The sequence below is a fragment of the Pontibacter sp. CAU 1760 genome (assembly GCF_054482735.1).
Window position 1 is genome coordinate 264845 of record NZ_JBTLRL010000002.1, and the last position, 22312, is coordinate 287156.

Annotated in this window: 18 protein-coding genes; 12 read left to right on the forward strand and 6 right to left on the reverse strand. The window is 55.8% G+C overall.

All coding sequences use genetic code 11. The annotated features are described in order from the left end of the window. On the reverse strand, positions 1-2091 hold the full coding sequence (locus tag ACXYMU_RS03635) for a hypothetical protein (protein ID WP_458984990.1): 2091 nt from the start codon (positions 2089-2091) through the stop codon (positions 1-3). 232 nt (positions 2092-2323) lie between these two features. On the opposite strand from ACXYMU_RS03635, the gene ACXYMU_RS03640 reads away from it, so the two are divergent. Continuing rightward, positions 2324-3574 (forward strand): cation:proton antiporter, encoded by a 1251-nt coding sequence (locus ACXYMU_RS03640; RefSeq protein WP_458984991.1) that lies wholly within the window; start codon positions 2324-2326, stop codon positions 3572-3574. 2 nt (positions 3575-3576) lie between these two features. Here ACXYMU_RS03640 and ACXYMU_RS03645 read toward each other — a convergent pair whose 3' ends face one another. Continuing rightward, positions 3577-4428 (reverse strand): hypothetical protein, encoded by an 852-nt coding sequence (locus ACXYMU_RS03645; protein WP_458984992.1) that lies wholly within the window; start codon positions 4426-4428, stop codon positions 3577-3579. A 456-nt stretch (positions 4429-4884) separates the two neighbouring features. On the opposite strand from ACXYMU_RS03645, the gene ACXYMU_RS03650 reads away from it, so the two are divergent. Together ACXYMU_RS03650 and ACXYMU_RS03655 are read left to right on the forward strand one after the other, a co-directional pair. Continuing rightward, positions 4885-8073, forward strand: coding sequence for a SusC/RagA family TonB-linked outer membrane protein (locus ACXYMU_RS03650; RefSeq protein WP_458984993.1), 3189 nt, complete (start codon positions 4885-4887; stop codon positions 8071-8073). Positions 8074-8095: 22 nt separating this feature from the next. Next, a complete protein-coding gene (locus ACXYMU_RS03655) occupies positions 8096-9466 on the forward strand; it encodes a SusD/RagB family nutrient-binding outer membrane lipoprotein (RefSeq protein WP_458984994.1) in 1371 nt (456 codons plus the stop codon). An 81-nt stretch (positions 9467-9547) separates the two neighbouring features. Here ACXYMU_RS03655 and ACXYMU_RS03660 read toward each other — a convergent pair whose 3' ends face one another. Further along, a complete protein-coding gene (locus ACXYMU_RS03660; RefSeq protein WP_458984995.1) occupies positions 9548-11872 on the reverse strand; it encodes a S46 family peptidase in 2325 nt (774 codons plus the stop codon). Between the two features lie 96 nt (positions 11873-11968). Between ACXYMU_RS03660 and yidD the strand changes: the two genes are divergently transcribed. Beyond that, entirely contained in the window at positions 11969-12190 is a 222-nt protein-coding gene (gene yidD / locus ACXYMU_RS03665) for a membrane protein insertion efficiency factor YidD (RefSeq protein ID WP_458984996.1), read from the forward strand. Between the two features lie 91 nt (positions 12191-12281). Here the strand turns inward: yidD and ACXYMU_RS03670 are convergent, their stop codons facing one another. Next, positions 12282-12662, reverse strand: a complete 381-nt coding sequence (locus ACXYMU_RS03670) for a DUF6334 family protein (RefSeq protein ID WP_458984997.1) — start codon at positions 12660-12662, stop codon at positions 12282-12284. A gap of 170 nt (positions 12663-12832) precedes the next feature. Here ACXYMU_RS03670 and ACXYMU_RS03675 point away from each other — a divergent pair, with 170 nt between their 5' ends. After that, positions 12833-13759, forward strand: a complete 927-nt coding sequence (locus ACXYMU_RS03675) for a DUF1684 domain-containing protein (protein WP_458984998.1) — start codon at positions 12833-12835, stop codon at positions 13757-13759. A 436-nt stretch (positions 13760-14195) separates the two neighbouring features. Next, positions 14196-14858 carry a thioredoxin family protein gene (locus ACXYMU_RS03680; protein ID WP_458984999.1) on the forward strand — a complete coding sequence of 221 codons (663 nt, stop codon included), beginning with the start codon at positions 14196-14198 and terminating at the stop codon, positions 14856-14858. A gap of 59 nt (positions 14859-14917) precedes the next feature. Here ACXYMU_RS03680 and ACXYMU_RS03685 read toward each other — a convergent pair whose 3' ends face one another. Together ACXYMU_RS03685 and ACXYMU_RS03690 are read right to left on the reverse strand one after the other, a co-directional pair. Beyond that, on the reverse strand, positions 14918-15337 hold the full coding sequence (locus ACXYMU_RS03685; protein WP_458985000.1) for a VOC family protein: 420 nt from the start codon (positions 15335-15337) through the stop codon (positions 14918-14920). Continuing rightward, on the reverse strand, positions 15334-17328 hold the full coding sequence (locus ACXYMU_RS03690) for a peptidylprolyl isomerase (RefSeq protein WP_458985001.1): 1995 nt from the start codon (positions 17326-17328) through the stop codon (positions 15334-15336). Before ACXYMU_RS03690 ends, ACXYMU_RS03685 begins: the two co-directional genes overlap by 4 nt. Before the next feature lie 117 nt (positions 17329-17445). On the opposite strand from ACXYMU_RS03690, the gene ACXYMU_RS03695 reads away from it, so the two are divergent. From ACXYMU_RS03695 to cysK, 6 genes are all read left to right on the forward strand, one after another. Then, the gene (locus ACXYMU_RS03695; RefSeq protein WP_458985002.1) at positions 17446-17922 is read left to right on the forward strand and encodes a hypothetical protein; all 477 of its coding nucleotides are present in this window, start codon (positions 17446-17448) and stop codon (positions 17920-17922) included. Between the two features lie 26 nt (positions 17923-17948). Beyond that, positions 17949-18449, forward strand: a complete 501-nt coding sequence (locus ACXYMU_RS03700) for a hypothetical protein (RefSeq protein WP_458985003.1) — start codon at positions 17949-17951, stop codon at positions 18447-18449. Positions 18450-18680: 231 nt separating this feature from the next. Beyond that, positions 18681-19019: a hypothetical protein gene (locus ACXYMU_RS03705; protein WP_458985004.1), complete on the forward strand. Its 339-nt coding sequence runs from the start codon at positions 18681-18683 to the stop codon at positions 19017-19019. A 137-nt stretch (positions 19020-19156) separates the two neighbouring features. Continuing rightward, positions 19157-20332 (forward strand): MFS transporter, encoded by a 1176-nt coding sequence (locus ACXYMU_RS03710; protein WP_458985005.1) that lies wholly within the window; start codon positions 19157-19159, stop codon positions 20330-20332. Between the two features lie 152 nt (positions 20333-20484). Continuing rightward, positions 20485-21318 (forward strand): serine O-acetyltransferase EpsC, encoded by an 834-nt coding sequence (epsC, locus tag ACXYMU_RS03715; RefSeq protein WP_458985006.1) that lies wholly within the window; start codon positions 20485-20487, stop codon positions 21316-21318. A 23-nt stretch (positions 21319-21341) separates the two neighbouring features. Next, a complete protein-coding gene (gene cysK / locus ACXYMU_RS03720) occupies positions 21342-22262 on the forward strand; it encodes a cysteine synthase A (RefSeq protein WP_458985007.1) in 921 nt (306 codons plus the stop codon). The last annotated feature ends 50 nt before the right edge of the window (positions 22263-22312 follow it).

Sequence of the window (22312 nt, forward strand, 5' to 3'; positions counted from 1 at the left end):
CTAAAACTTATACCGCACCTGTGCTTTCACGTCTGACCTTCTGGGGCCATCAATCATGTCAAGTCCGGAGCCGACGGTCTTCTGGTTGCGGTAATGCGTCAGGGCATAGCGGAGCCAGATATCCAATTTTTGGTGTGGCCTGAATTGTAAGAGGGTATAAAACCGGGTGCCCCTGCCGCTGAAGGCCGGGATGGAGAAAGCATACAGCACATCGCGCTCATAGGCATACTGACGGGTGTTGTAGTCGTCGGTGTCGAAGAGGGCGTAGCGGGTGCTCAGCCGGATCCTGTCGAAGGTGAAGTTGACGTCCTGCGCAATCAGGTAACCGGTGGTTTGCGGGGCCTCGTGGCTGTAAGTGCTCAACTGCACCCGCGATTTAAACATGACAGCCTTCGTAGGAGCCGTCTCGAAATACAGCAGGTAATTGCGCCTGTCCGCCTGCGCCACATAATCCAGAGGCGTAGTGTTTTCTGCCACATTAAGCCCTTTGCGCTCATAACGCATTTGGGCATACAAGCTGCTCTGCCGGTTAGGCCTGTAATAAAGGCGCACCAGATACTCCTGCCCGGCAGAAGGCGCGTCCACGCGGTAGCGCAGCCACGGAAACCGGAACCTGTCGTAATACGCCGTGATCTCCCATTTGCTGAAAGGCTTGATTTTAACCCCAGTATAAAACCCCTGCTCGTTTATGTTGCGGGTGCCCTCTCCGAAAGCGCTGCCATAAAACGTGTGGAAATTACGGGCATAGTAGCGGTAGAGTAAGGCCAGCTCAACGTTGCGGGCTAAACTAGCGACAAGGCCATTCACCGTGCCCATACCCCCGCTTTTGCTCATCGCCGACTCCCCGAACAGGTAAACGTTCTGCCAGGTATAGCTGTAGGTGGTCCCGATATTATAATGGCTGGTGCCGCTAAACTCAAAGCGCTGGTACGGGGCACCGGCCTTCTGGATTGGGGCGCTATAATGCGTGCCGAGCGCTGTGATGCCTAGCCTTAGGTTTTTACCCGCAGATTGATAACTGAGGTTCGCGCCATATAGCTGTTCCTGCACTTGCTTCCTGCTCGCCAATTCAGAAACGGTGCGGTGGAAACCGGATATTTGAATACCTGAAAAGAAGCTGCTGATGCCATTGAGGGTGTCTTGCTGTGGACGCAGGTTAGCATCCACATGTTTGTTGGAGTAAAACCCGGTAACTTCCACCCGGCCAAGGGTGTAGGTTGCCGCAGCCCCGCGCATAAAAGCGTATTCCAGCACCGAGTTATAAGGCCGGATGCCCAGGTTTGGCCTGCTGACGGTGGCAATCGTTTCGCTGCCTTTGCCCACGCTGTACCCCGATGAGAGCAGCAGGCCCTGCCCGAACTGTAACTGGTAATCGCCGAGGGCGATGGCCTTAAAGCGGCCTTTGTTGTAGAGCTGCAGGTGCGCCGTATAATAATCGAAGCCGTAGCGGCGGGTGGCGGGGCTCCAGGCAAGCTGCTCCCCGGCATCTTTCTCCGCGGCAAACCCAAAGCTGTAATCATGCGCGTGACTGGTGCGGTAGCGCATGTATAATTTGTCGGGCGAGCCCAGGTAGCGGCTGGTAGCGCGGCTGTTGGTGTCTGGTGGAGCATAGCCGCGGCGTTCCTGCAACGTGCGTTCATACCGCAGCACGAGGGCGTTGTTGTCTTCGCCGACTACCCGCTGCCAAAGTGGGCGCTGGTCGGCCTGTAATCCCGCATCCTGCACCCGCACAAACGGCAGCAGACGCTGTATGGCCAGCAAGTCGAAATCCGGAATGGCCTGCAGCTCATAGATGCTCAGTAGTTTGCCGTTTTCCTGCAGGTAGCCAAAGAAGGAGGTGATCTGCGGGCGCGACAGAATGTAGAGCGAGGCAAGTTCTTCGGGCGTGGTGCGATTCAGGTCTATAGGGCGCTGGTAGTACTGGAAAAGCGTCTCGTAAAAGTCTTCGTATGGCACGTTGGCATCATCCTGCTCGGCAAACAGCTCCTGCACCAGCAGGTCCAGGTCGATGTTCTGGCGCGGATATTCTTGGGCATGCAGGGGCCCGGCAAAACAAAAAACCAGCCAGCATAGCAGTAAGCCTCGTACCATAGGCATTATGAATGTTAATGGTTAGATTGCTGTATGGTTAAATGCTATTAGAATAAGGTTTCAATATGATTTATGCCTCTAGCAGCACCTTCTGAGGCAGCATGCAGCATGCTATTGACGCATGGGGGGCTACCGGGGCGAATCTAAAATCCTGATAAAACCTTATTTCAACAATTTAATAGTTTAACCATTTAGCAGTTAACATTACTATACTAAAGCTAAAAATAGTTACATGGAGTTTTTTCACATCTTCTCGGTCATACTGGTTATATCCGCCATTTTCGCCTACATCAATCAGCAATACATCAAATTGCCTACTGCCATCGCGTTGCTATTGGCGGGTTTGATGGTGTCGGTGCTGGTGCAAGTAGCAGGGGCAGTGTCGCCGGTGTTCGAAGAATTTGTAGAATCCACACTGCGGGAAGTTGACTTCTCGGAGGTACTGCTGGAGTTCATGCTGAGCTTCCTGCTGTTTGCCGGGGCCCTGCACACGGACCTCGAGAAGCTGAAGAAATCCAAGTGGTCGATTATGGTGTTTGCCACCGTAGGGGTCGCCATCTCGACTTTCATGACCGGCACTGCATTTTACTACCTGCTGCAAGCGGTAGGCCAGCCAATAGAATACATTTACTGCCTGCTGTTTGGTGCGCTCATCTCACCCACCGACCCCATCGCGGTGCTGGGTATCCTGAAAAAGGCCAATATCCCCAAGTCGCTGGAGGTAAGCATTACCGGTGAGTCGCTGTTTAACGACGGTGTGGGTGTAGTGGTGTTTCTGTCGCTTTTCCAGATTGCCAAGTTGGGGATGGACAATGTCGAGGGAGCCTTTATCGCCGAGCTTTTCATTGCGGAAGTAGGCGGTGGCATCGGGCTGGGGCTGTTGATCGGCTACATCGCCTTTTACTTTATGCGGCGCATCGACCATTACCAGACAGAGGTTCTGATTTCGCTGGCTGTGGTGACAGGGGGGTATAGCATTGCGCATTTTCTGCATTTCTCCGGCCCCTTGGCCATGGTGGCGGCAGGTCTGCTGATCGGTAACCAGGGAACAAAGCTGGCCATGAGCCAGCAAACCGCCGATTACCTGACCAAGTTCTGGGAAATGGTGGATGAGGTGCTGAACGCCGTGCTGTTTGTGCTGATCGGGCTGGAGCTGATGATTGTGCCGTTTAGGTGGGAGTATGCGCTCGTTGGTCTGATCTCCACCGTAATCGTGCTGGTGGTGCGTTACATTGCCCTGGCAATCCCGTCGTATACCCTGCAACTTCACCGCACCTTCACGCCAGGCACTTTGCCCATCATGACGTGGGGCGGCCTGCGGGGCGGTATTTCCATTGCCCTGGCACTCTCACTGACCCCTGAAATGCACCGAGATGTGATTGTGGCCATAACCTATGCCGTGGTGCTGCTGTCTCTGGTGGTGCAGGGGCTCACCATCGAGCCGTTTATCAGACGGCTGTCCAGAAAGCGCGTGGCGGTATAGGCTTATTTGGCTGTGGCCCTCTCGAATGGGTAGGATACCGACAGGTGGTGGCTACTGCCGAGCGGCGTGAAGGAGCCAAAGGCGTAGTCTACCTGCAGTTGCCGCGCCCGGAAGCCGGCCCCAAAGCTTAACTGGTGGGTGAGGGTGCCAAAGCCGCTGCGGAGCAGGAACTTCCGCGCGAGCAGGGCATACTCCACCCCAGCCCTGAGGTCAGCTGCGTGATCTATGTGCTTCTCTGTTTCGGCAACAAGGGTGAGGCGGGGCGTTGGCTGATAGGCCATTCCTGCTTTCATAACGGTGGGCAGGCGCTCGTCCTCAAAGGAGCTTAGGCGGGCCTGGTTCAGGTTGTACGCAAAGGTGCCAAAGAACAACTGCGGGGCCAGTTGGCCATACACGCCCGCCGAAAGCGCCACCGCCTTTTGGCTGCCGTATCCCGCCGCCTGCACCTGCCATACATCGGCTTTGGCCCCCAGGCTAAAGGTGCCGATGCTGTGGGCAGCCCCAAGCCCCACATGCTGCTGGCTAAAAAGCGCATCGCCAAAACGACTGAGGCTCAGGCCGAAGGTGCCATACCCATGGGTAGGGTATACCCCTTGCAGCGCCACCGTGCTAAAGGCGCGCTCCCCGAACCTGTTTTCCACATACACCCCCACTTGCGGCTGCTGCAACCCGGCCATGGCCGCGGGGTTGTTGCCCAGCGCCCACAGGTCTGGCAGTGCGGCAGCGGCATTGGCCATACCCGCCGCACGCGCGCCAAAGTTGCTCAGTTGCTGGGCGTAGGTCCGCTGGTGCCCGAGCAGCAGCGCCGCGCACAGGAGTAGCCAATAAAGAGCCGGTGGCTGGTGCTGTCTCAAAGCAGGTACGGCATGTTGTGACACAGTAAATGCAAGGCTGGTGAAATTGTGCTGAGGTACGCAATCAGGCGATAAACGGTCAGGCAGCAGCGCGCCTCCCTTAGCCGGTATTGCACCATTTTATAGAAAGATATTGACGGCGAATGCTTTGTATAGGCTACGATTTTGCACCGCAGTATCTTGTGTTAAGGTTCATGGCTTAAGTTGTTGTGGTGTAACTTTCTGATATATAGTGTGTTATAGAATTAATCACTCTATGCGTTTTGACTAAAGTCAGGTAGGGGGTGGCGTGCATACTTTCATTAAAACTTATACTAAAAAATAGCTGCGATTTACACTCATTAGCCTGAGGTTTATTCATTATTGGTATTCACTTGCATTTTACCATGTCTGTTGCTTTCAGGCGCACTCGTACATATTATCTAAGTAAGTTTTGTTGGAATAAAATGTGCGCGTATGAAAAAGATGCTACTATTGAGCCTGCTGTTGGTTTTCCTGATGCCAACGATGGGCTTTGCACAGGCAACCAAAACAGTGACCGGTAAAGTGGTTACTGCTGCCGACGCGATGCCATTGCCAGGGGTTTCGGTAATCGTTAAAGGAACTACAACAGGAGTAACAACTGACGTCGACGGAAACTTCTCCATCAATGTGCCTGCCGGAAACGACGTGTTGGTTTTCCGCTTTGTGGGCTACCGCCCGATGGAGCGCAGCATAGGAAACCAAAGCGTGATCAATGTGGCCATGCAGGAAGACACCAGGCGGCTGGAAGAGGTTGTGGTGACGGCGATAGGGATAGAGCGGGAAACCAAGGCCCTGGGGTACTCCGTGCAGGAGATCAGCACCGACCAGATTGCCAGAAGCACTCAGCCCAGTATCGCAAATGCCATCAACGGTAAGGTGGCGGGCGTCAACATCACCAGCGCCTCCGGGGCGCCGGGTGCGGGCTCGCGGATTGTGATCCGGGGGGCTACCTCGGTGCTGGGCAACAACCAGCCGCTTTTTGTGGTGGACGGCGTGCCGATCGACAACAGCACGGTGGCCGCCGGTAACCCGAACGATGGTGCCAACGCGGTGCTGTCGGGGGTCTCCAACTCCAACAGGGCCGTGGATATCAACCCCGAGGACATTGAGTCGGTGACGGTGCTGAAGGGACCGGCGGCAACGGCGCTGTACGGTATCCGGGCAGGTAGCGGCGCTATCGTGATCACGACCAAAAAGGGTACGAAGGGCAGGGCCGTCATCAACTACAGCACCTCCTTCACGCTGGATTATGTGAACAAGCTGCCCGAGATACAGCAGAGCTTCTCGCAGGGAACCGGCGGGGTGTTTACCGGTACAACCCGCTTCTTCAGCAGTACACAGTCGTGGGGCGCCCCCCTCGACCAGCTGCGCTTCAACAACCAGCCCTACCGCTACGACCCGAACGGATTCCTGGTGCCGGTAGGCTCTCCGGGCGCCACCGACCAACGGGCCATCGCCTACGACAACCTCGACAATTTCTTTGAGACCGGAACCACCTGGACCAATACGCTCAGCATCTCCGGGGGAACGGAGAAAGCAGACTACTACGTGTCGCTGGGGCGCACCGAACAGGAGGGGGTGGTGCCTAACAGCGACTTCGAGCGGAACTCCGTCCGGATAAACGGTTCGGTGCAGCTCACCCCCAAGTTCAACACCTTCGGCTCAGCCAATTACATCAAGTCGGGCGGTAACCGTATCCAGCAAGGGTCTAACACCTCCGGGGTGATGCTCGGGCTGCTGCGCGCGCCAGTCACCTTCGACCTCTCCGGCGGGTTTGGCGAGGATGGCGATGACAGCCCCGGTGCCTACGTGTTCCCGGATGGTACGCAGCGCACCTACCGCGAGGGGGCCGGGTACGACAATCCCTTCTGGACGGTGAACCGTAACCCCTTCTCGGATGATGTGAACCGGCTGATCGGGTATGTGGGGGCCAAGTATGACTTTACCGATTGGGCAAACGCGACTTTCAGGCTGGGAACAGACTGGTACTCCGACAGGCGTACCGGTGGGTTTGACATCCAGTCGAGGACGGCGCCGGCCGGAAGGGTGTATGAGGACCAGGTGTTTAACCGGGACCTGAACACTGACCTGCTGTTCAACTTCAACCGGGAACTAACCACTGATATCTCTGCTCGGCTGATTCTGGGGCACAACTACTACTCGTCTAACTTTCAGCGCCTCTACGTGCAGGGCGACGGGTTGTCTGTGCCTACCTTCTTTGACCTGAGTAACTCCTCCAGCGTTATTACCTCCGAAACGACGACGCGCATCGAGCGCGCGGCTGTGTTCGCAGACCTTTCACTCGACTATAAGGACTTTCTGTTCCTGGGCTTTACCGGGCGAAACGAGTGGTCGTCCACGCTGCCTTCCGATAATCAGTCCTTCTTTTACCCTTCCGTGAACCTCGGCTTTGTGTTCACGCAGGCCTTTGATGTGGGCGGCAATGCGCTGGAGTTCGGTAAGATCAGGGCTTCTTACGCCGTGGTGGGCAAGGATGCCCCGGCCTATGCCCTCACCACACCCTTTACCTTCTCGACCTGGGGCGACGGCTGGACAAACGGGATCACCTTCCCGTTCACGGGGGTGTCGGGCTTCAACCAGCTGACGCAGCTTGGTAACCCGGGCATCAGGCCCGAGAAGAACAAGTCTATTGAGGCTGGCGTTGACCTGCGCTTCTTCGACAACCGGCTGGGGCTGGATGCCACTTATTATAAGAACAACTCCGAGGACCAGATCATACCGGTTTCCATCTCCTCTGCATCGGGCTTCCTGTCTGCCATCCTGAACGCGGGAGAGATAGAGAACCGGGGCATTGAGGCCATCCTGCGCGGTACGCCTATTCAGGCCGTGGACTACTCCTGGGATGTGATCGTGAACTTCACCCGAAACCAGAGCGAGGTGGTGTCGCTATATCCCGGTGTGGAGACCGTCACCCTCAACGGCTTCACCAGCCCCTCGTCGCGCGCGGTGGTGGGAGAGCCCTACGGGGTGCTGTTTGGCGGCCGGTTTGCCCGAAACGACGCGGGCGAGCTGTTGATCGGCGATGACGGATTTCCCTTCCCGGCAGACGAGGACGGCATCATCGGCGACCCGAACCCCGACTGGACGGCGGGTATCACCAACACCTTCACCTGGAAGGGCCTCAGCCTGTCGGCGCTGCTCGACATCCGAAAGGGCGGCGACATCTGGAACGGCACTGTGGGGGTAATGACTTACTTCGGAACGGCTGCGCGTACCGCAAACCGGGGCGAGACCCAGGTGTTTGACGGCGTGCGGCTGGACGGTACGCGCAACACGCAGGAGGTGGTGCTGGACCAAGGCTGGTACCAGGCAAACGGAGGCGGGTTCGGGGCCATTGAGGAGCAGTTTGTGGAGGACGGCTCCTGGGTGAGGCTCCGCGAGCTCACGCTCTCGTACAACCTGCCGGCCACGCTGCTCTCCAACACCCCGGTGAAAGCCGCCAGCGTTGCCTTCAACGCCCGCAACCTGTGGCTCAACACAGATTACAGCGGCATAGACCCCGAGAACAACCTGACCGGTACCGGCAATGCCTTGGGCCTGGACTACTTCTCCATGCCAAACACCGAGGGCTACGGGCTTACCCTGCGTGTAACATTCTAGTATGACCTTAAAGAGCACAGTTATGAACGGATATTTATATATAAAGCTGAAATATGTCCTGACCGGGGTACTTGTCTTGATGATTGGGTCCTGTGACCTGGAGGAAACGAACATCAACCCGGACAACCCGGAGCAGGTGCCCAGCCAGGTACTGCTGTCGTCTGCTGAGGCGGGCTTGGCCTACGCGCTGGGCGGCGACCTGGGCCGGTATGCGAACGTGCTTACCCAGCACCTGGCCGGTGTAGGCCGGCAGCACCTGGTAATTGGCAGGAACCAGATAACCGAGAACGACGTGAACAACGCGTGGCGCTTCAACCTATACCCCATCATGCAGAACCTCCGGATTGTGATAGCGCAGGGGCAGGAGTCTAACTCGCCGCACTTTGTGGGTGCGGCCAAGGTGCTGCTGGCCGCCACGCTGGGCGTAACCACCGATGCCTGGGGAGACGTGCCTTACTCCGACGCCTTCCAGGGTATCGATGAGTTCAACCCCACCTACGACCCGCAGGAAGCCGTCTATGATTCCATTCAGTCCCTGCTGGACCAAGCCATTGTCGCCCTGCAGGCAGCGGAGAGCACCAACCGGCTGGGGAACACGGATTTCATTTACAGGGGCAATGTGGAGAACTGGATAAAGGCCGCTTATACCCTAAAGGCCCGCTACCACAACCACCTGAGCGGGGTAAACCCGCAGCAGTCGGCCCAGCTGGCGCTGCAGGCGCTGGAGAACGGCTTCGAGAGCAATGCGGAGAACATGGTGTTCGTGTTCGGGGGCGCCCAGACCGAGGCCAACCCCTACTTCCAGTTCAACGACCAGCGGGGCGACGTGCTGATGGGCAAGTTCTTCACCGACATCCTCATCTCGAGAGACGACCCACGGCTGGACGAATACGTTTCGCCGCAGCAGGGCAGCTTTGAGGGGGCAAACGCTGGCGTGGAGGAGGAAGGGTCTGACATGGGGCCCTACTATGCGTCCATCGACTCGCCCGTGCCCATCATCACCTACCCGGAGGCGCTGTTCATAAAAGCGGAGGCGCACCTGCGGCTTGGGGAGCGGGCAGAGGCGGCAGAGGCCTACAACGCCGCCGTGAAAGCCTCGCTGCGCAACGTGACGGGCACCGACGCCTACCCGCTCTACATCGCCCAGCACGCCAGCGCCACAGCCGCCACCATCAGCCTCGAGCAGATCATGACGCAGAAGTACATTACCATGTTCTCCACCTTCGAGACCTGGGTGGATGTGCGCAGAACTGGCTTGCCCAACATCCCGGCGCCAGCGAACGCGCTTGGGCCAAGGCCGCTGCGCTTTCCATACCCCCAGAGCGAGCGCACGTTCAATGCAGACAATGTGCCTGATGTTTCGCTGACGACACCGCTTTACTGGGATAGATAGCGCTATAAAGCTATACATGCCCGAAAAAAGAAGGCGCTGAGGATATCCCCAGCGCCTTTTGCTTTTTAGCTTTACGGAAGCTTAGTCTTTTATTTGCAGCTTCACCTTCGCGTCGCCTTTCTCTTTCTTGATCTTGAACTCCGTCTTGCCGGCACGAAGCTTCTCGTTGGCTTCCTCTATGGTTGCCTGCAGCAGTTCCGCCTGTGGGGTTTTGGCCTCCGCCTTGGCAGCGTCTCCGGCACCCGGGCTGTTGGTGTCCACAATCGTCATCTCGTTAATCAGGTTTTGGGCACCCGCAAACTTATCGATCAGGAACAGCAGGTAGCGCGAGTCCATGTTGATGCAGCGCTTGTAATCCGGGTCGTATACCAGGTCGCCGGTCATGGCCTCCCAGTTGCCGTCGAAGGCCAGGCCGATCAGCTCACCTTTGCCGTTGATCACCGGAGAACCGGAGTTACCGCCCGTGATGTCGTTGTCGGTGATGAAGTCGGTTACCAGCTCGCCTTTGGAGTTGGCATAGCGACCGTAGTCTTTGGCCTGGTACAGCTGCTTCAGTTTGGCAGGAACCACGAACTCCTCGTTGCTTGGGTCTTCCTTCGCCATCACACCATCCAGGGTAGTGTAGTAGTTGTATAGTACGCCGTCCTGTGGGCTGTAGTCCTTGACAGTACCGTAGCTCAGACGGATAGTAGAGTTGGCATCCGGGTAGTATACCTTGTCCGGGTTCATCAGGCGCAGGCCGGCAACGTACAGGCGGTTTGCCTTGTCCAGCTTCGCGTTGCTAGCAGCCAGCTTCGGAGAGATGTTGCTGCGGTAGTTGTCCACGATGGCATCCACAATCTGGTAAGCCGGGTCGTTTTCCAACACTTTCTTAGTTGGGTTCTGCAGGAAGCTGTTCAGTTTCTGCTCATCCACCACCACTGAATTGCTGTATACATAGTCGGCTAGCTTATCGAAGTTGTTATTATACTTCTTCACCAGGTTCTTGAAGTAAGCTGGCTGCTGGTCTTTGGCGATGTCCTCAGCGTAAGCTTTCATCATGGCGGCAAACACTTCTTTGTCAGCCTTCATGAAATAATCCTTGAAGAAAGCGTCTGCGCGTGGCTTCACATCCAGGGCAGCTTTCTTGGCAGCATCCTGGTTTCCTGATTTCAGCGCATTGTAAACCGGAGCGAGGCGGTAAGCCATCAGCAAGGACTCAGTGCCCAGCACGGCTTCGTTCAGGTATACAGCACCCAGGTTATATTGCTCGATGGTGTTATAAGCGTCTGCGATGTCGCGCATCACATTGCCGTAAGTGGCCTTGCGCTCCGGGTTGGCATCAGCCCAGTTCTGGAACTTGTCCTCGTCCACGATCTTGCCCTCGATGGTGCGCATGCGCTTGATGCCCTCGTTCTGGCCGATAGAGTACTTGTAGTAGTTAGAAGTGGAGGCGTACTTAGACGCATACTTGATGCGGGTAGCCGGATCCTGGTCCATGTACTGCTTCCAAAGGCCCAGCTTCTGCTCACGCAGTTTGATGCGCGACTTGTTCAGCTGATTCACTTCCAGTTTCAGGCCATGTGAGGTCATGAAGCGCTTGGTGCGGCCCGGGAAGCCGAATACCATCGAGAAGTCGCCCGGCTCCTTGTCACCGATGTTGATCGGCAAATGATGACCTGGCTTGTAAGGCACGTTTTTGTCAGAATAAGCAGCTGGTGAGCCGTCCGGGGCCATGTATACGCGGAACATAGAGAAATCGCCGGTATGGCGTGGCCACATCCAGTTGTCGGTGTCGCCACCAAACTTACCGATAGAGGAAGGGGGGGCACCCACCAGGCGCACGTCGTTGTAGCGGTTGTACACGAACAGGTAAAACTCGTTTCCGTTGTAGAAATCACGCACGTAAGTTACGTACTTGCCGTTCTCAGAAGCTGCCTTGGCAAGCTCTTGGGTGCGCTGCGCGATCAGTTGCGCGCGCTGCTCTTCAGTCGTGTTGCTGTCGATGCCTTCCAGCACTTTGCCGGTCACGTCGTCCATGTGGTGCAGGATGTCCACGAACAGGCCTTCATTTGGCAATTCCTGGTCTTTGGAAGTAGCCCAGAAACCGTCGGTCAGGTAATCGTGCTCGGTGGTGGAGTGCGACTGGATAGCGCCGTAACCGCAATGGTGGTTTGTGAGTAACAGGCCTTCCGGAGAAATGAACTCACCGGTACAAAAACCGCCGAACTGCACGATGGCGTCTTTCAGGCTGGAGTTGTTAACAGAGTAGATTTCTTCGGCAGTAAGCTGGAGGCCCTGCTTCTGCATATCGGTGTGATTGAGACGCTTGATCAGCATCGGAAGCCACATACCTTCGTCTGCCTTGGCCGTAAACGGCACGCTCAGCGAGACGAAAAGTAAGAGCGAAAGGATTCTTTTTAGCATATGAAATTGTTTAGGTTAATTAAACATTACAAATTTAATAAAAATCGCGACACCTAACAGCCGTTAGGCATTTAGGCAAGTCGCAAACACCAAGCCATGACCTGGATTTTCAAAAAGTTTGTGCTGGCCCTGCTTTGGGTATACCAGAAAATGATCTCGCCGTTTACGCCTGCCGCCTGCCGCTATGTGCCCACCTGCTCAAACTACGCAGTGCAGGCTGTAAACAAGTACGGGCCGTTTAAGGGCGCCTGGGTGGCGCTGAAGCGCATCAGCCGTTGCCACCCCTGGGGCGGCAGTGGGTATGATCCGGTGCCATAGCCTGTATGGCAGTCCCGGTTGGGGAAAATTTTGCTTGAGAGGGCTGATATGCCCTGCACACTTGGCCTTGCACTTAGGGGGATAGGGGAGGTTAGAACCGTTTAAATATGCTGAGTCTGAGTTGAGCGCCTTCTGCCAGTAGTTGCACATTCGTGCTTTCTACGTCGTCGAGTTCTATTTGAAAGCCATCTTCATACCCCCAACTGTTGGTCATACGCCAAGTAGCGCTGATCTTTTTGCGTTGATTAGAGATAGGGGTGCTACTGTAGCGCTGTGCTAGCTCCCCAAGGTCCAGGGCAGGAAGCAGGTTCAGGACAATCTCATCCGTAGCAGCATCTACCGCCACGGTAAGGTAAAGGTGTTCTACCTGAAATACCACCATTTGCAAAGCCCCTGTCTCGCGGTGATGCAGCGCAAAGGCTTGGTGGATCATTTTTCCGGTCAGCTCGTCCAGTTCTGTGGTATGCTTCATTTCAAACAAGGTAGCAAAATATCCTTTCACAACCCAAAAAGCAGGTTATGCGGAGCTTTACTATCTTTATGCCGGAAGTTGCCTGGTATATATTTTACATAGCTCTTCTATGGATGTGAAGCAATCCTAAGCAGGTATACCAGGGCACGTTTTAAACTGAATTGAATAGGATGATGAAGCACTTACTCGTTTTAGGCACTTTAGGAATCCTGCTGTTTGCCTGCTCGCAGCCACAGGAAAGCCCGCAAACCAATAAAGTACCTGCAGCAGCGGCGGAGTATGTGGAAACCGTTAACCAGTGGCATCATGAGCGGGAGGAAAGCTTACAGAAAGAAAATAGCTGGTTGGCCTTGGCCGGTTTGTATTGGCTTGAGCCGGGGCGCAACAGCTTTGGGAGTTCCGGGGCAAATGACATCGTGTTTCCGGAGGGGAAGATAGCGCCAAACGCCGGAGCGTTTATACTGCAGGGCAATGAGGTATGGTTAGAAGCGACACCTGAGGCCTCCGTGTTAGTGAACGGGCAGCCGCCTGAGGGAAAGGCGCTCGTCTTCAGGCCTGACATGGAGGCTCCACAAACCATGCAACATGGCGCGTTGAGCTGGGTGGTGATCAGCCGTGGAGACAAGTATGGGATTAGGTTGTGGGATGCTGAGCACCCCGCCAGGCAGGCTTTTAAAGGAATCGCGCGCTTTCCGGTAACGCCATCCTGGAAAGTGGAGGCCAGGCTGGAGCAGAATGCTTTGCCCAAGCAGATCGCCATCACCAATGTGCTAGGCCAAACTTCGCAGGAACCGTCGCCGGGGGCGGTTGTGTTTACGATAAACGGGAAGCAGCACCGCCTCGATGCGCTGGAGGAAGGCGAGGAGCTTTTCATCATCTTTGCCGATAAAACCAATGGCAATGAAACCTATGGGGCTGGCCGCTACCTCTACATCCCGAAGCCCGGGGCTGACGGCAAGACAGTGATCGATTTTAACAAAGCCTATAACCCGCCCTGTGCCTTCACAGGGTATGCAACCTGCCCCTTGCCACCCAAGCAGAACTTCTTGCCTCTAGCGATACCCGCAGGCGAGAAGAGTTATGCGCTGGCACAGTAAAACGTCATATCAACCAAAGTGACAAGGGCTCAATTAGCAGGAGGTATGGCACTTGTTTTGGCAACGGTAGGCTCTTGAGCAATGTCAGGGAACGCCAGGTGCCGCTTCCCCCTCCTGCTAAATTACAACCCGTGGTAGCATGCCATCCAAGCGTCAGTCTGGGCATTTGCAGGGGTAAAAGCAGCCTGTCGGTTTGCCTCGGATTGTTTTCTGCCCAATAGTATCACAGCACCCAATTGTAGCGGGGTACCGATGGTCTGGGGTAAAAGGCTATCCGGTGCCTGAAAACTTTTTGCTTGTGGAGGTGTTCCTTTTCAGTCCCTTATCCTGCTAAGGGAGTTAAAAACACGGTAGCCGGAACTATCTACAGGAAAGCGTTGTAATATATAGATAATAAAATATTTAAGTCGATACACGAACTAACCCAACCTACTTTATGGCTGATAACTTTATGGCACAAGCACCCATCACACACGAGCACATTGCAAAAGGAATTTCTTACATGCAATACCGCGATATGATTGACCAATTGTTGGCGGAAGGCAAAACCACAGGCACCAACCACTCGGAAGACATAATAGAGTATACCCGCATGAACACGCACCGCATGCGCCGCGTGGAAAAAACCACGGTACTGGAGGATGAACTGGTGCAGTTGCTGCTGAGCGTAGAGACAAAGATGCTGTGGGTGGTACTGACGGAGGCATGGTGCGGCGATGCGGCCCAAAGCCTGCCAGCTATCGTAAAGATTGCAGACGCCTCGCCACTTATTGAAGTAAAGCTGTTGCTGCGTGACGAAAACCCTGAATTGATGGATGCCTACCTGACCAACGGTGGCCGTTCTATTCCGAAACTGATTGCCCTGAACCCAGACACGCTGGAAGTACTGGGTACCTGGGGGCCGCGCCCGGAACCTGCCCAAGCCCTTTTCCTGGAGGCGAAGGCAAAGGAAGCCCCCTTCAAAGAATTTGCGGAGCAGTTGCATGCCTGGTATGCCAAAGACCGTAGCCGCACCCTGCAGCAGGAATTCAAAAAGCTGATCTGCAACTGGTCATCGCTCACGGCGCCACAGGACCAACTCGTAGCGCGCTGCTCATAAACAGAAATAGCTATAGAGCCCATTCATAAAAAAAGGCGACACCCACGTGTCGCCTTTTTTTATGAGATACCGGCGGAGGGCATCAGGACCAGTCGCCAGCCATCCGGGTCCTCTATCGTGATAGCGCCTTTCTCCTCCCAATATGGGTTTTCAGGGGCTACCACAGGATAGCCCAAGTGCCCGAGCCGCGATGCCACACGTTCAATTGCTGCGGCGTCCGGGATGTATAACACCAGGAGGTTATCCTGCGTAGGAGCGGGGCAGGGGCTGCCTGCCTCATGCTGTGTAAACTCCAGGTGGTAGGCAAAGCCTGGCAGTCCGAGCATGATGCCATCATACCCTTGATGGCTCTGAAACTGGCCCAGCTTTTTTAGCCCGAGGCCCTGGCAGTAAAAGCGCTCTATCTCCTGCAACTGGTCGGTGGGGCGCGCGATGCGTACCTGCGCTACCAACAGGTCGTTTGGCCAGGCCACAATCATTTCCGGGCTGCTTTGTGCAGGGTGGCCGGTTGCTTTAGCTCGATATCCAGGATGCGGTCGCCGACCTCCAGTTGGTGCACCACGAACATGCCACCGATCACCTTCGCGAAGATAGTGTAGCGGCCATCCAGGTGCGGGGTCGGGGAGTGGGTGATAAACCACTGGTTGCTCTCGGTGTCTTTGCCTGCCGAAGCCATGCCCACATAGCCCTCCATATAACGGAGTGGGGCAAACTCCGAGCGGATAGCGTAGTCGGAGCTTCCCCAGCCATCGCCGCGCTTGTCGCCGCCCTGTGCCACAAAGTTGGGCACTACCCGGTGGAAGTACAGGCTATCAAAGAAATCCTGCCGGGCAAGTGCCACAAAGTTAGCCACGGTGCCAGGGGCATCTTCCACAAAAAGCTGCAGGATAATTTCGCCTTTCTCGGTATGGAGCACCGCCTGCTGATCCGCAGGAATCGTTCGGACCAGTGACCAGTCAATGGGGTGCGTGAACGGGTTCTTGGGGAGGATGCTCTCAGGCCTGTTATTCAGGTAATCCAGTGTTTTCTGCAGTTCAATGTTAGTTTCCATGTCGCGGGGCAATTGTAGTTTCTGCTGTGCCTGCGCCAGAAAACCGAAGCTGCTGTAATGGGGCTTTAAGTTAAGCTTAGGGTCGCGGATGGCGGCGGCGGCCATACCCACCAGGGCCACATCGCCGGTGCTTACTGCCTGCTCCAGAATCTGGGCGAAGGCCTTTTCCAGACGCCGTGGGAAATCAGGCTGCTGGCGCATCAGGATCAGGGCATCCATGGCTGTGGTCGCCACTACAGGCTCCTTGGCAGCCAGCATCTCATCGGCAATGTATTGGTAATTGTCATAATCGCCGGAAAGGGCCTTGAGCAGGTGCGCGCGTTCGTAAGGGGTGCGCGCATTCTGGTACTGCTGCTTATAACGGCTGTTGAGGTAGCTGGTGCCTTGGGTCTGGCTGTTGTGCAGTATTACCCAGATGACGTTGCTTCGCACGCGGGCATCCTGCAGTTGCGGCAACAACTGCACCAACGCAGCCGGCTCCACCCCGGCAGGGTTGGCTACCAGAAACTCGGAGGTGGCCACTGCCGTGTTGATGTTCGGGTCTTGCAGCGCAGCCAGAAGGGCGAGTTTTATATCCGCATACTTCAGCCCGCCCATCGCGCGGATGGCACTCAGGCGTACTCGGTAGTCCTGGTCGAGCTGGGCGATTTGAGCCAGGAATTTTGCTTTGTCAGTTGCCCTTACCTTCGCCAGCGCTTGCACTGCTGCCATGCGTACCTCCGGGGCGCTGTCGGCGGTAGCTGCGGCCAAAAGCTCTTTTTTATAAGGCGTAAGGTCGAGTTTGGAGGTGCGGGCCAGATAGTGCGCCGCTGCCAGGCGCGCCTCGTAGGGATTTGGTGTGGCCAGTAAATTCACTGCCTCGGCGGTCCCCTGCTGAGTTACCTGCTGGCGCAGCCCGGACCGGTAAAGGCCCCAAGCCTGCCCAACCTTTGCTTGCGGGTTGGGAGGTATATAGGAGTTCAGGAATAGCGCACCCGTCGGAGAGGCCACTTTCCCGAGGGCCTCCATCAACTCAGCCTGTGCGGCAGGGTGCTGCTCCCGCTTTATCTGTTGGATCAGGGCTTGTTCGGTTGCCTGGCCACCCGTCTGGCCAAGTGCGTAAGAGGCTGCCTGGCGTACTGCCACCACGGAGTCGGAGAGCAGGGGCAGCAGGTGGGCGACAGCCAGTGTATCCTGCACAGAGGCAAAAGCCAGCGCGGCTTCGGCACGGTACTTTTTGTTGGCGTGACTGAGGTAAGGCAGCAGCGCTGTGGTGTTCCGCTCGTCCTGGAGGGTATAGATTTGCCGGAGCGTTTCGTCCGAGAACTTGTTGGGAGCTTTGGCCACCGCTTTTGGCTGGCGCTGCGGCAGTTGCTGGCAGGCCACCAGATAACATAGCGCCAGCGCAAGTGTAAATCCCGAGTTTAGATATCTTTTCATAGGCAGGCTCAAGTTAAATAAAAAGCAGCACAGCCCACAGTATTAGGCAATTCTAATTCAATTTTTGACATTTACAAAAATTTAGCTATTTTTAGACGAAACTACCCTCAGTAGCACATGAAGGAGATCAGTATCAGACTTTTTGAAGGTGCTTACACCATAAAACCCAGAGCGGAGCGGCGAATTTGGCTGCTGGCTGTGCTAGCGGTAGTGGTGCAACTGGGGCTGTTGGTATACCTGTCCGTCACGAAGATATTCACCATCGGCCTGGTGTTGGTGTTGCTGCTGAACCTGGTGGTGCCGGCGTATTTGTTCCTGAACGCTTGGCTAGACCGGAAGCCACGGTACCGCCGCCACCTGACGCTGACCGAGAAGGGGGTGCGCTATCGGGCCCGGTTCCGGCAGCAGTTGCAGGAGTTTGATTGGGAGGAGATTGACACGGTGCAAATCGGATTATACCAGGTAGTGTTCCTGCTGAAGAACGAGGAAGAGCACAGCATTAACCTGGAGCACATACGAAACGACGAAATACTAGCACAAGTGAAGGAGCAGATCAGGGAGATGGTGGCGCAGAAGGAAATAATACTCCGATAAACATTAGCATACCCAATACAACTTATATGTACATCAACCTTTACCCTGGCAAACAGCTCCGCAGCACCAAAAACTACCTACTAGCCACAGGGCTTTTCTCTGCCGCCGGCGGCTCTTATGCGTTGCTGCGCGAACTATTCATGTTAAACGATTTCAGGATAGGCTGGGCCACTTCCAGTGCTGCCGTCACCCTGGCGGGCTTTCTGATGATCCTTGTGGCCATGGACAAGATCCTGCTCAAGGATGCTTACGTGTCCATCACCCCGGAGCGGGTAGCCTACCGTTTAACGCTGACCGGGCGCGAGCACTTCCTGCTTTGGCACAACATCAAGGCGCTGCAAATTACAGAACACTATGTGGCATTTGAGCAGGGAGCGGGCAGTGTGATAAAGATGCGCCTGGGCCATGTGCAGCAGCTGGAGGTCGCCCACCACGTGTCGCGCAGCATTATGCTGGCCGCCATGGAGAAGGGAATCCCTGTGAACGGTACCACCACTGTGCCACAGCAGCCCACGCTACAGGTATAAAATAACCTGATCGCTGGGTTCTGTGCTGTATCTCCCTACCCAGTACGGGGACCCCGTTCTACATACTGTAGAGCCTTTCCCCTAACATTCACGCAGGGTCAAACATCCAGATGCAGTACATGTTTTATTGTAACATATTGATGTTCAATGATTTAAGTTGTTTTCTGTGATTTTGGCATGGTTCTGCCATATACCGGTTTAAATCATCTTTTAAACTGAAAACAACGCATTATGAAGAAGATCACTTTTGTAGCAGCAGCTTTGGTATTTGCAGGTTTCATTTCTAACGAGGCAAGTGCCCAGACAGCAGCTCCCGCACAGCAAGAGCAAGCGCCCGCACAGCAGCAGGAGGATAAAAGAGAGAAAGTAACACCAGAGCAACTACCTGCGCCTGTTACCACCACCCTGGCAAATGAGGTTTATAAAGACTGGACCGTGGGAGACATCTACAAGGTAACAGCAACCCCGGCAGGCAAGCCTTTGTACGAGGTAACCATGGTAAATGCAGCAGGCCAGAAAGGGCTCGTGCTGCTGGATGCAGAAGGCAAGGACGCTTCTGAGAAGGAGTAGCGGTATAAATAGAAGCAAGCATTAATAGGCAGCTACCTGACACAGGTGGCTGCCTATTTTTTATGGGGCGAATTTGTGTGCTCCGGGTTGGTGTACCAACCGCAGGTTTACGACCTTTGCACCTGGGACCAACCGATATGGCAAAACAGATAACGCGGGTGTATGGGGTGCAGTTTGGCTTGCTTTGCCTGAGCTCCTTTCTCTTCTTCTCAAGTTTCAACATGATCATCCCGGAGCTGCCCGATTACCTCAGCAGCCTGGGTGGTGCCGAGTACAAGGGCCTGATCATCTCGCTGTTCACTGTTACAGCTGGTTTGTCCCGGCCATTCAGCGGTAAGCTTGCCGACAAGATCGGACGTATTCCGGTGATGGTGGTAGGCGGCGCAGTGTGCATTGTGGCGGGCTTCTTATACCCCCTTACGGGCACAGTGTCGGCTTTCCTGCTGCTGCGCTTCCTGCATGGTTTCTCCACCGGCTTTACGCCAACGGGCAAATCGGCTTACGTGGCCGATGTGGTCCCAGCTGAAAGGCGCGGTGAGGCGATGGGACTGCTAGGCTTGGCGGGCAGCCTGGGTATGGCGGCGGGGCCTGCCGTTGGCGGTGCCCTGGCCACCTATTACCCCGTGGAGGTCGTGTTTTATGCCTCCTCGCTGGCTGCCTTCCTGTCGGTGGCCGTTATCTGGCACATGCAGGAAACCGTGCAGGACCCCAGCCGATTCCGGATGGGCCTGCTGCGCATTTCGCGGGCCGAGCTCTTTGAGCCGCGGGTGCTGGCGCCATCCATCGTGATGCTGTTTTCTACCTTCGCTTACGGCACCATTCTCACCATCATCCCTGACTTTAGCGAGCACCTCGGTATCCGCAACAAAGGGCTTTTCTTCACGAGCTTCACACTGGCCTCGCTGGCTATCCGTTTCCTGGCAGGCCGCGCCTCCGACCGGTATGGCCGTGTGCACGTGCTGCGCCTGAGCACCATGCTGCTGACAGTGTCGATGCTGCTGATCGGCCTGGTGACTACCCCGACGGAACTGCTGCTTGCCGGGGTGCTTTTTGGCGTGGCCACCGGTATGAACTCGCCCACTATCTATGCCTGGACAATAGACCTGAGCCACGATGCGCACCGGGGCAGGGCCATGGCCACCATGTACATCGCCTTGGAGGTTGGCATTGGGGTAGGGGCGTTCTTTTCGGGCTGGCTCTACAGCAATAAGGTCAGTAACTTCACACTGGTTTTCTGGCTTTCAGCAGCCTTCGCTCTCGTATCCTTTCTATACCTGGTGCTGTTTGTACGAGCGCGTCCACAAATGGCCTAACCTCGCTTTGCTGTTTGGTGAGCGATAAAATGTTCCTCGGGGCATTGTTATTTTAACAAAAACTAGCCGCTTCGAGTAAAACCTGAAAAACCGTTCGCCGCTTTTTTTGTTAATTGCAATATCATATCCTCCGCTATACGTTGTAACTCATAATGAACAGTCAGTTTATCAGTACACTCTTCAAGCAGCACCAGCAGGCAAGGCACCAGGTTCCGGCTTCGGCCATTTGCCACCTGGTAGAGGGAGTAATCCACCTGCTCTTTCCGGTATTGGCTGATGAGCGCTTCGAAACGGTGCGGGAACTGGAGGAATACGCCAGCAGCCTGCAGCAGAACCTGCTGCGCATCCTCTCGGGCATGGAGCAGCAACTGCCGATGGCGCCGGAGGAGGTTGCCCAGCAGATGATGCAGGAGTTGCCCCGCATCCATGAACTGTTGCTCTGCGACGCCGAGGCCATTGCCGCCGGCGACCCTGCCGCGCAAAGCATGGAGGAGGTGATCAGGACATACCCCGGGTTCAAGGCAGTGGCCGTGCACCGGTTAGCCCACGAGCTTTACCGCCTGCAGGTACCCCTGTTGCCGCGCGTACTGGCCGAGTATGCCCACGCCCGCACCGGCATCGACATTCACCCCGGCGCACAAATAGGCACGCACTTTTGTATCGACCACGGCACGGGCATCGTAATAGGGGAAACCTGCGTGATAGGCAACCATGTGAAGGTATACCAGGGCGTGACGCTCGGGGCACTGAGCGTGGACAAGAGCATGGCCAACATCAAGCGCCACCCCACCATCGAACACCATGTGGTAATTTATGCCGGGGCTACGATCCTGGGCGGCCATACCGTGGTGGGCGCTTACAGTACCATCGGAGGGAACGTGTGGCTCACCGAGAGCGTGCCCGCCTACTCCAGGGTATACCACAGGCCGCAGATAAACGTGCGCCGCTCCGCTGACCCGGAAGATGTGGTGAACTTTTCCATCTAACCATAAACAAAGCAAGATAAAACATGAAAGCTAAATCAGTACTCGAAATGATCGGTAATACGCCGCATGTGCGTATCAACAAGCTTTTTGGAGATAAGGCAGAGGTGTGGATGAAACAGGAGCGAAGCAACCCCGGTGGCAGTATAAAGGACCGCATTGCGCTGGCCATGATTGAGGATGCCGAGAAAAAAGGGGAATTGCATAAAAATAGTGTGATCATAGAGCCGACATCGGGCAACACCGGTGTGGGACTGGCCATGGTAGGGGCCGTGAAAGGCTACCAGGTGGTGTTGGTGATGCCGGAGTCGATGTCGATTGAGCGCCGCCGCCTGATGGCCGCCTATGGTGCCCGCCTGGAACTGACGCCACGCGAGAAGGGTATGAAAGGTGCCATTGAGCGGGCCAGGGAAATGGTGGCTGAAGACGACAATGCCTGGATGCCCATGCAGTTCGACAACCCAGCCAACGTGCAGGTGCACATCGACACTACCGTGGAGGAGATATTGGAGGACTTCCCGGATGGGCTGGACTACATCATTACCGGTGTAGGCACGGGCGGGCATATTACCGCTGCCGCCAAAGTGCTGAAGGGCCGCTTCCCGAACCTGAAAGTATACGCCGTGGAGCCATCGGCCTCGCCGATACTGAGCGGGGGGCAGCCAGGGCCGCACCCGATCCAGGGCGTGGGTGCCGGATTCATACCTACCATCCTGGACACTACTTTGCTGGACGGGGTGCTGACCGTAGAGGCAGAGGCGGCATTTGACTACACCCGGAGGGCTGCCCGCGAAGAAGGCCTGTTCATCGGGATTTCTTCAGGAGCCTCGCTCGCCGCTGTGGCTAAAAAGCTGGAGGAAAATGACATTCCGGAGGGCGCCAGAATACTGACGTTTTGCTACGATACCGGCGAGCGCTACCTTTCGGTAGAGGGCTTGTTTGTGTAAGCGCACATCCGGATCCAGATTTCAGCCGCCTCCTGTTAACACTAGCAGAA

Coding starts and splice junctions, on each gene's coding strand:
- ACXYMU_RS03635 (WP_458984990.1), bottom strand. CDS start 2,091: ATGGTACGAGGCTTACTGCTATGCTGGCTGGTTTTTTGTTTTGCCGGG.
- ACXYMU_RS03640 (WP_458984991.1), top strand. CDS start 2,324: ATGGAGTTTTTTCACATCTTCTCGGTCATACTGGTTATATCCGCCATT.
- ACXYMU_RS03650 (WP_458984993.1), top strand. CDS start 4,885: ATGAAAAAGATGCTACTATTGAGCCTGCTGTTGGTTTTCCTGATGCCA.
- ACXYMU_RS03655 (WP_458984994.1), top strand. CDS start 8,096: ATGAACGGATATTTATATATAAAGCTGAAATATGTCCTGACCGGGGTA.
- ACXYMU_RS03660 (WP_458984995.1), bottom strand. CDS start 11,872: ATGCTAAAAAGAATCCTTTCGCTCTTACTTTTCGTCTCGCTGAGCGTG.
- yidD (WP_458984996.1), top strand. CDS start 11,969: ATGACCTGGATTTTCAAAAAGTTTGTGCTGGCCCTGCTTTGGGTATAC.
- ACXYMU_RS03670 (WP_458984997.1), bottom strand. CDS start 12,662: ATGAAGCATACCACAGAACTGGACGAGCTGACCGGAAAAATGATCCAC.
- ACXYMU_RS03675 (WP_458984998.1), top strand. CDS start 12,833: ATGATGAAGCACTTACTCGTTTTAGGCACTTTAGGAATCCTGCTGTTT.
- ACXYMU_RS03680 (WP_458984999.1), top strand. CDS start 14,196: ATGGCTGATAACTTTATGGCACAAGCACCCATCACACACGAGCACATT.
- ACXYMU_RS03685 (WP_458985000.1), bottom strand. CDS start 15,337: ATGATTGTGGCCTGGCCAAACGACCTGTTGGTAGCGCAGGTACGCATC.
- ACXYMU_RS03690 (WP_458985001.1), bottom strand. CDS start 17,328: ATGAAAAGATATCTAAACTCGGGATTTACACTTGCGCTGGCGCTATGT.
- ACXYMU_RS03695 (WP_458985002.1), top strand. CDS start 17,446: ATGAAGGAGATCAGTATCAGACTTTTTGAAGGTGCTTACACCATAAAA.
- ACXYMU_RS03700 (WP_458985003.1), top strand. CDS start 17,949: ATGTACATCAACCTTTACCCTGGCAAACAGCTCCGCAGCACCAAAAAC.
- ACXYMU_RS03705 (WP_458985004.1), top strand. CDS start 18,681: ATGAAGAAGATCACTTTTGTAGCAGCAGCTTTGGTATTTGCAGGTTTC.
- ACXYMU_RS03710 (WP_458985005.1), top strand. CDS start 19,157: ATGGCAAAACAGATAACGCGGGTGTATGGGGTGCAGTTTGGCTTGCTT.
- epsC (WP_458985006.1), top strand. CDS start 20,485: ATGAACAGTCAGTTTATCAGTACACTCTTCAAGCAGCACCAGCAGGCA.
- cysK (WP_458985007.1), top strand. CDS start 21,342: ATGAAAGCTAAATCAGTACTCGAAATGATCGGTAATACGCCGCATGTG.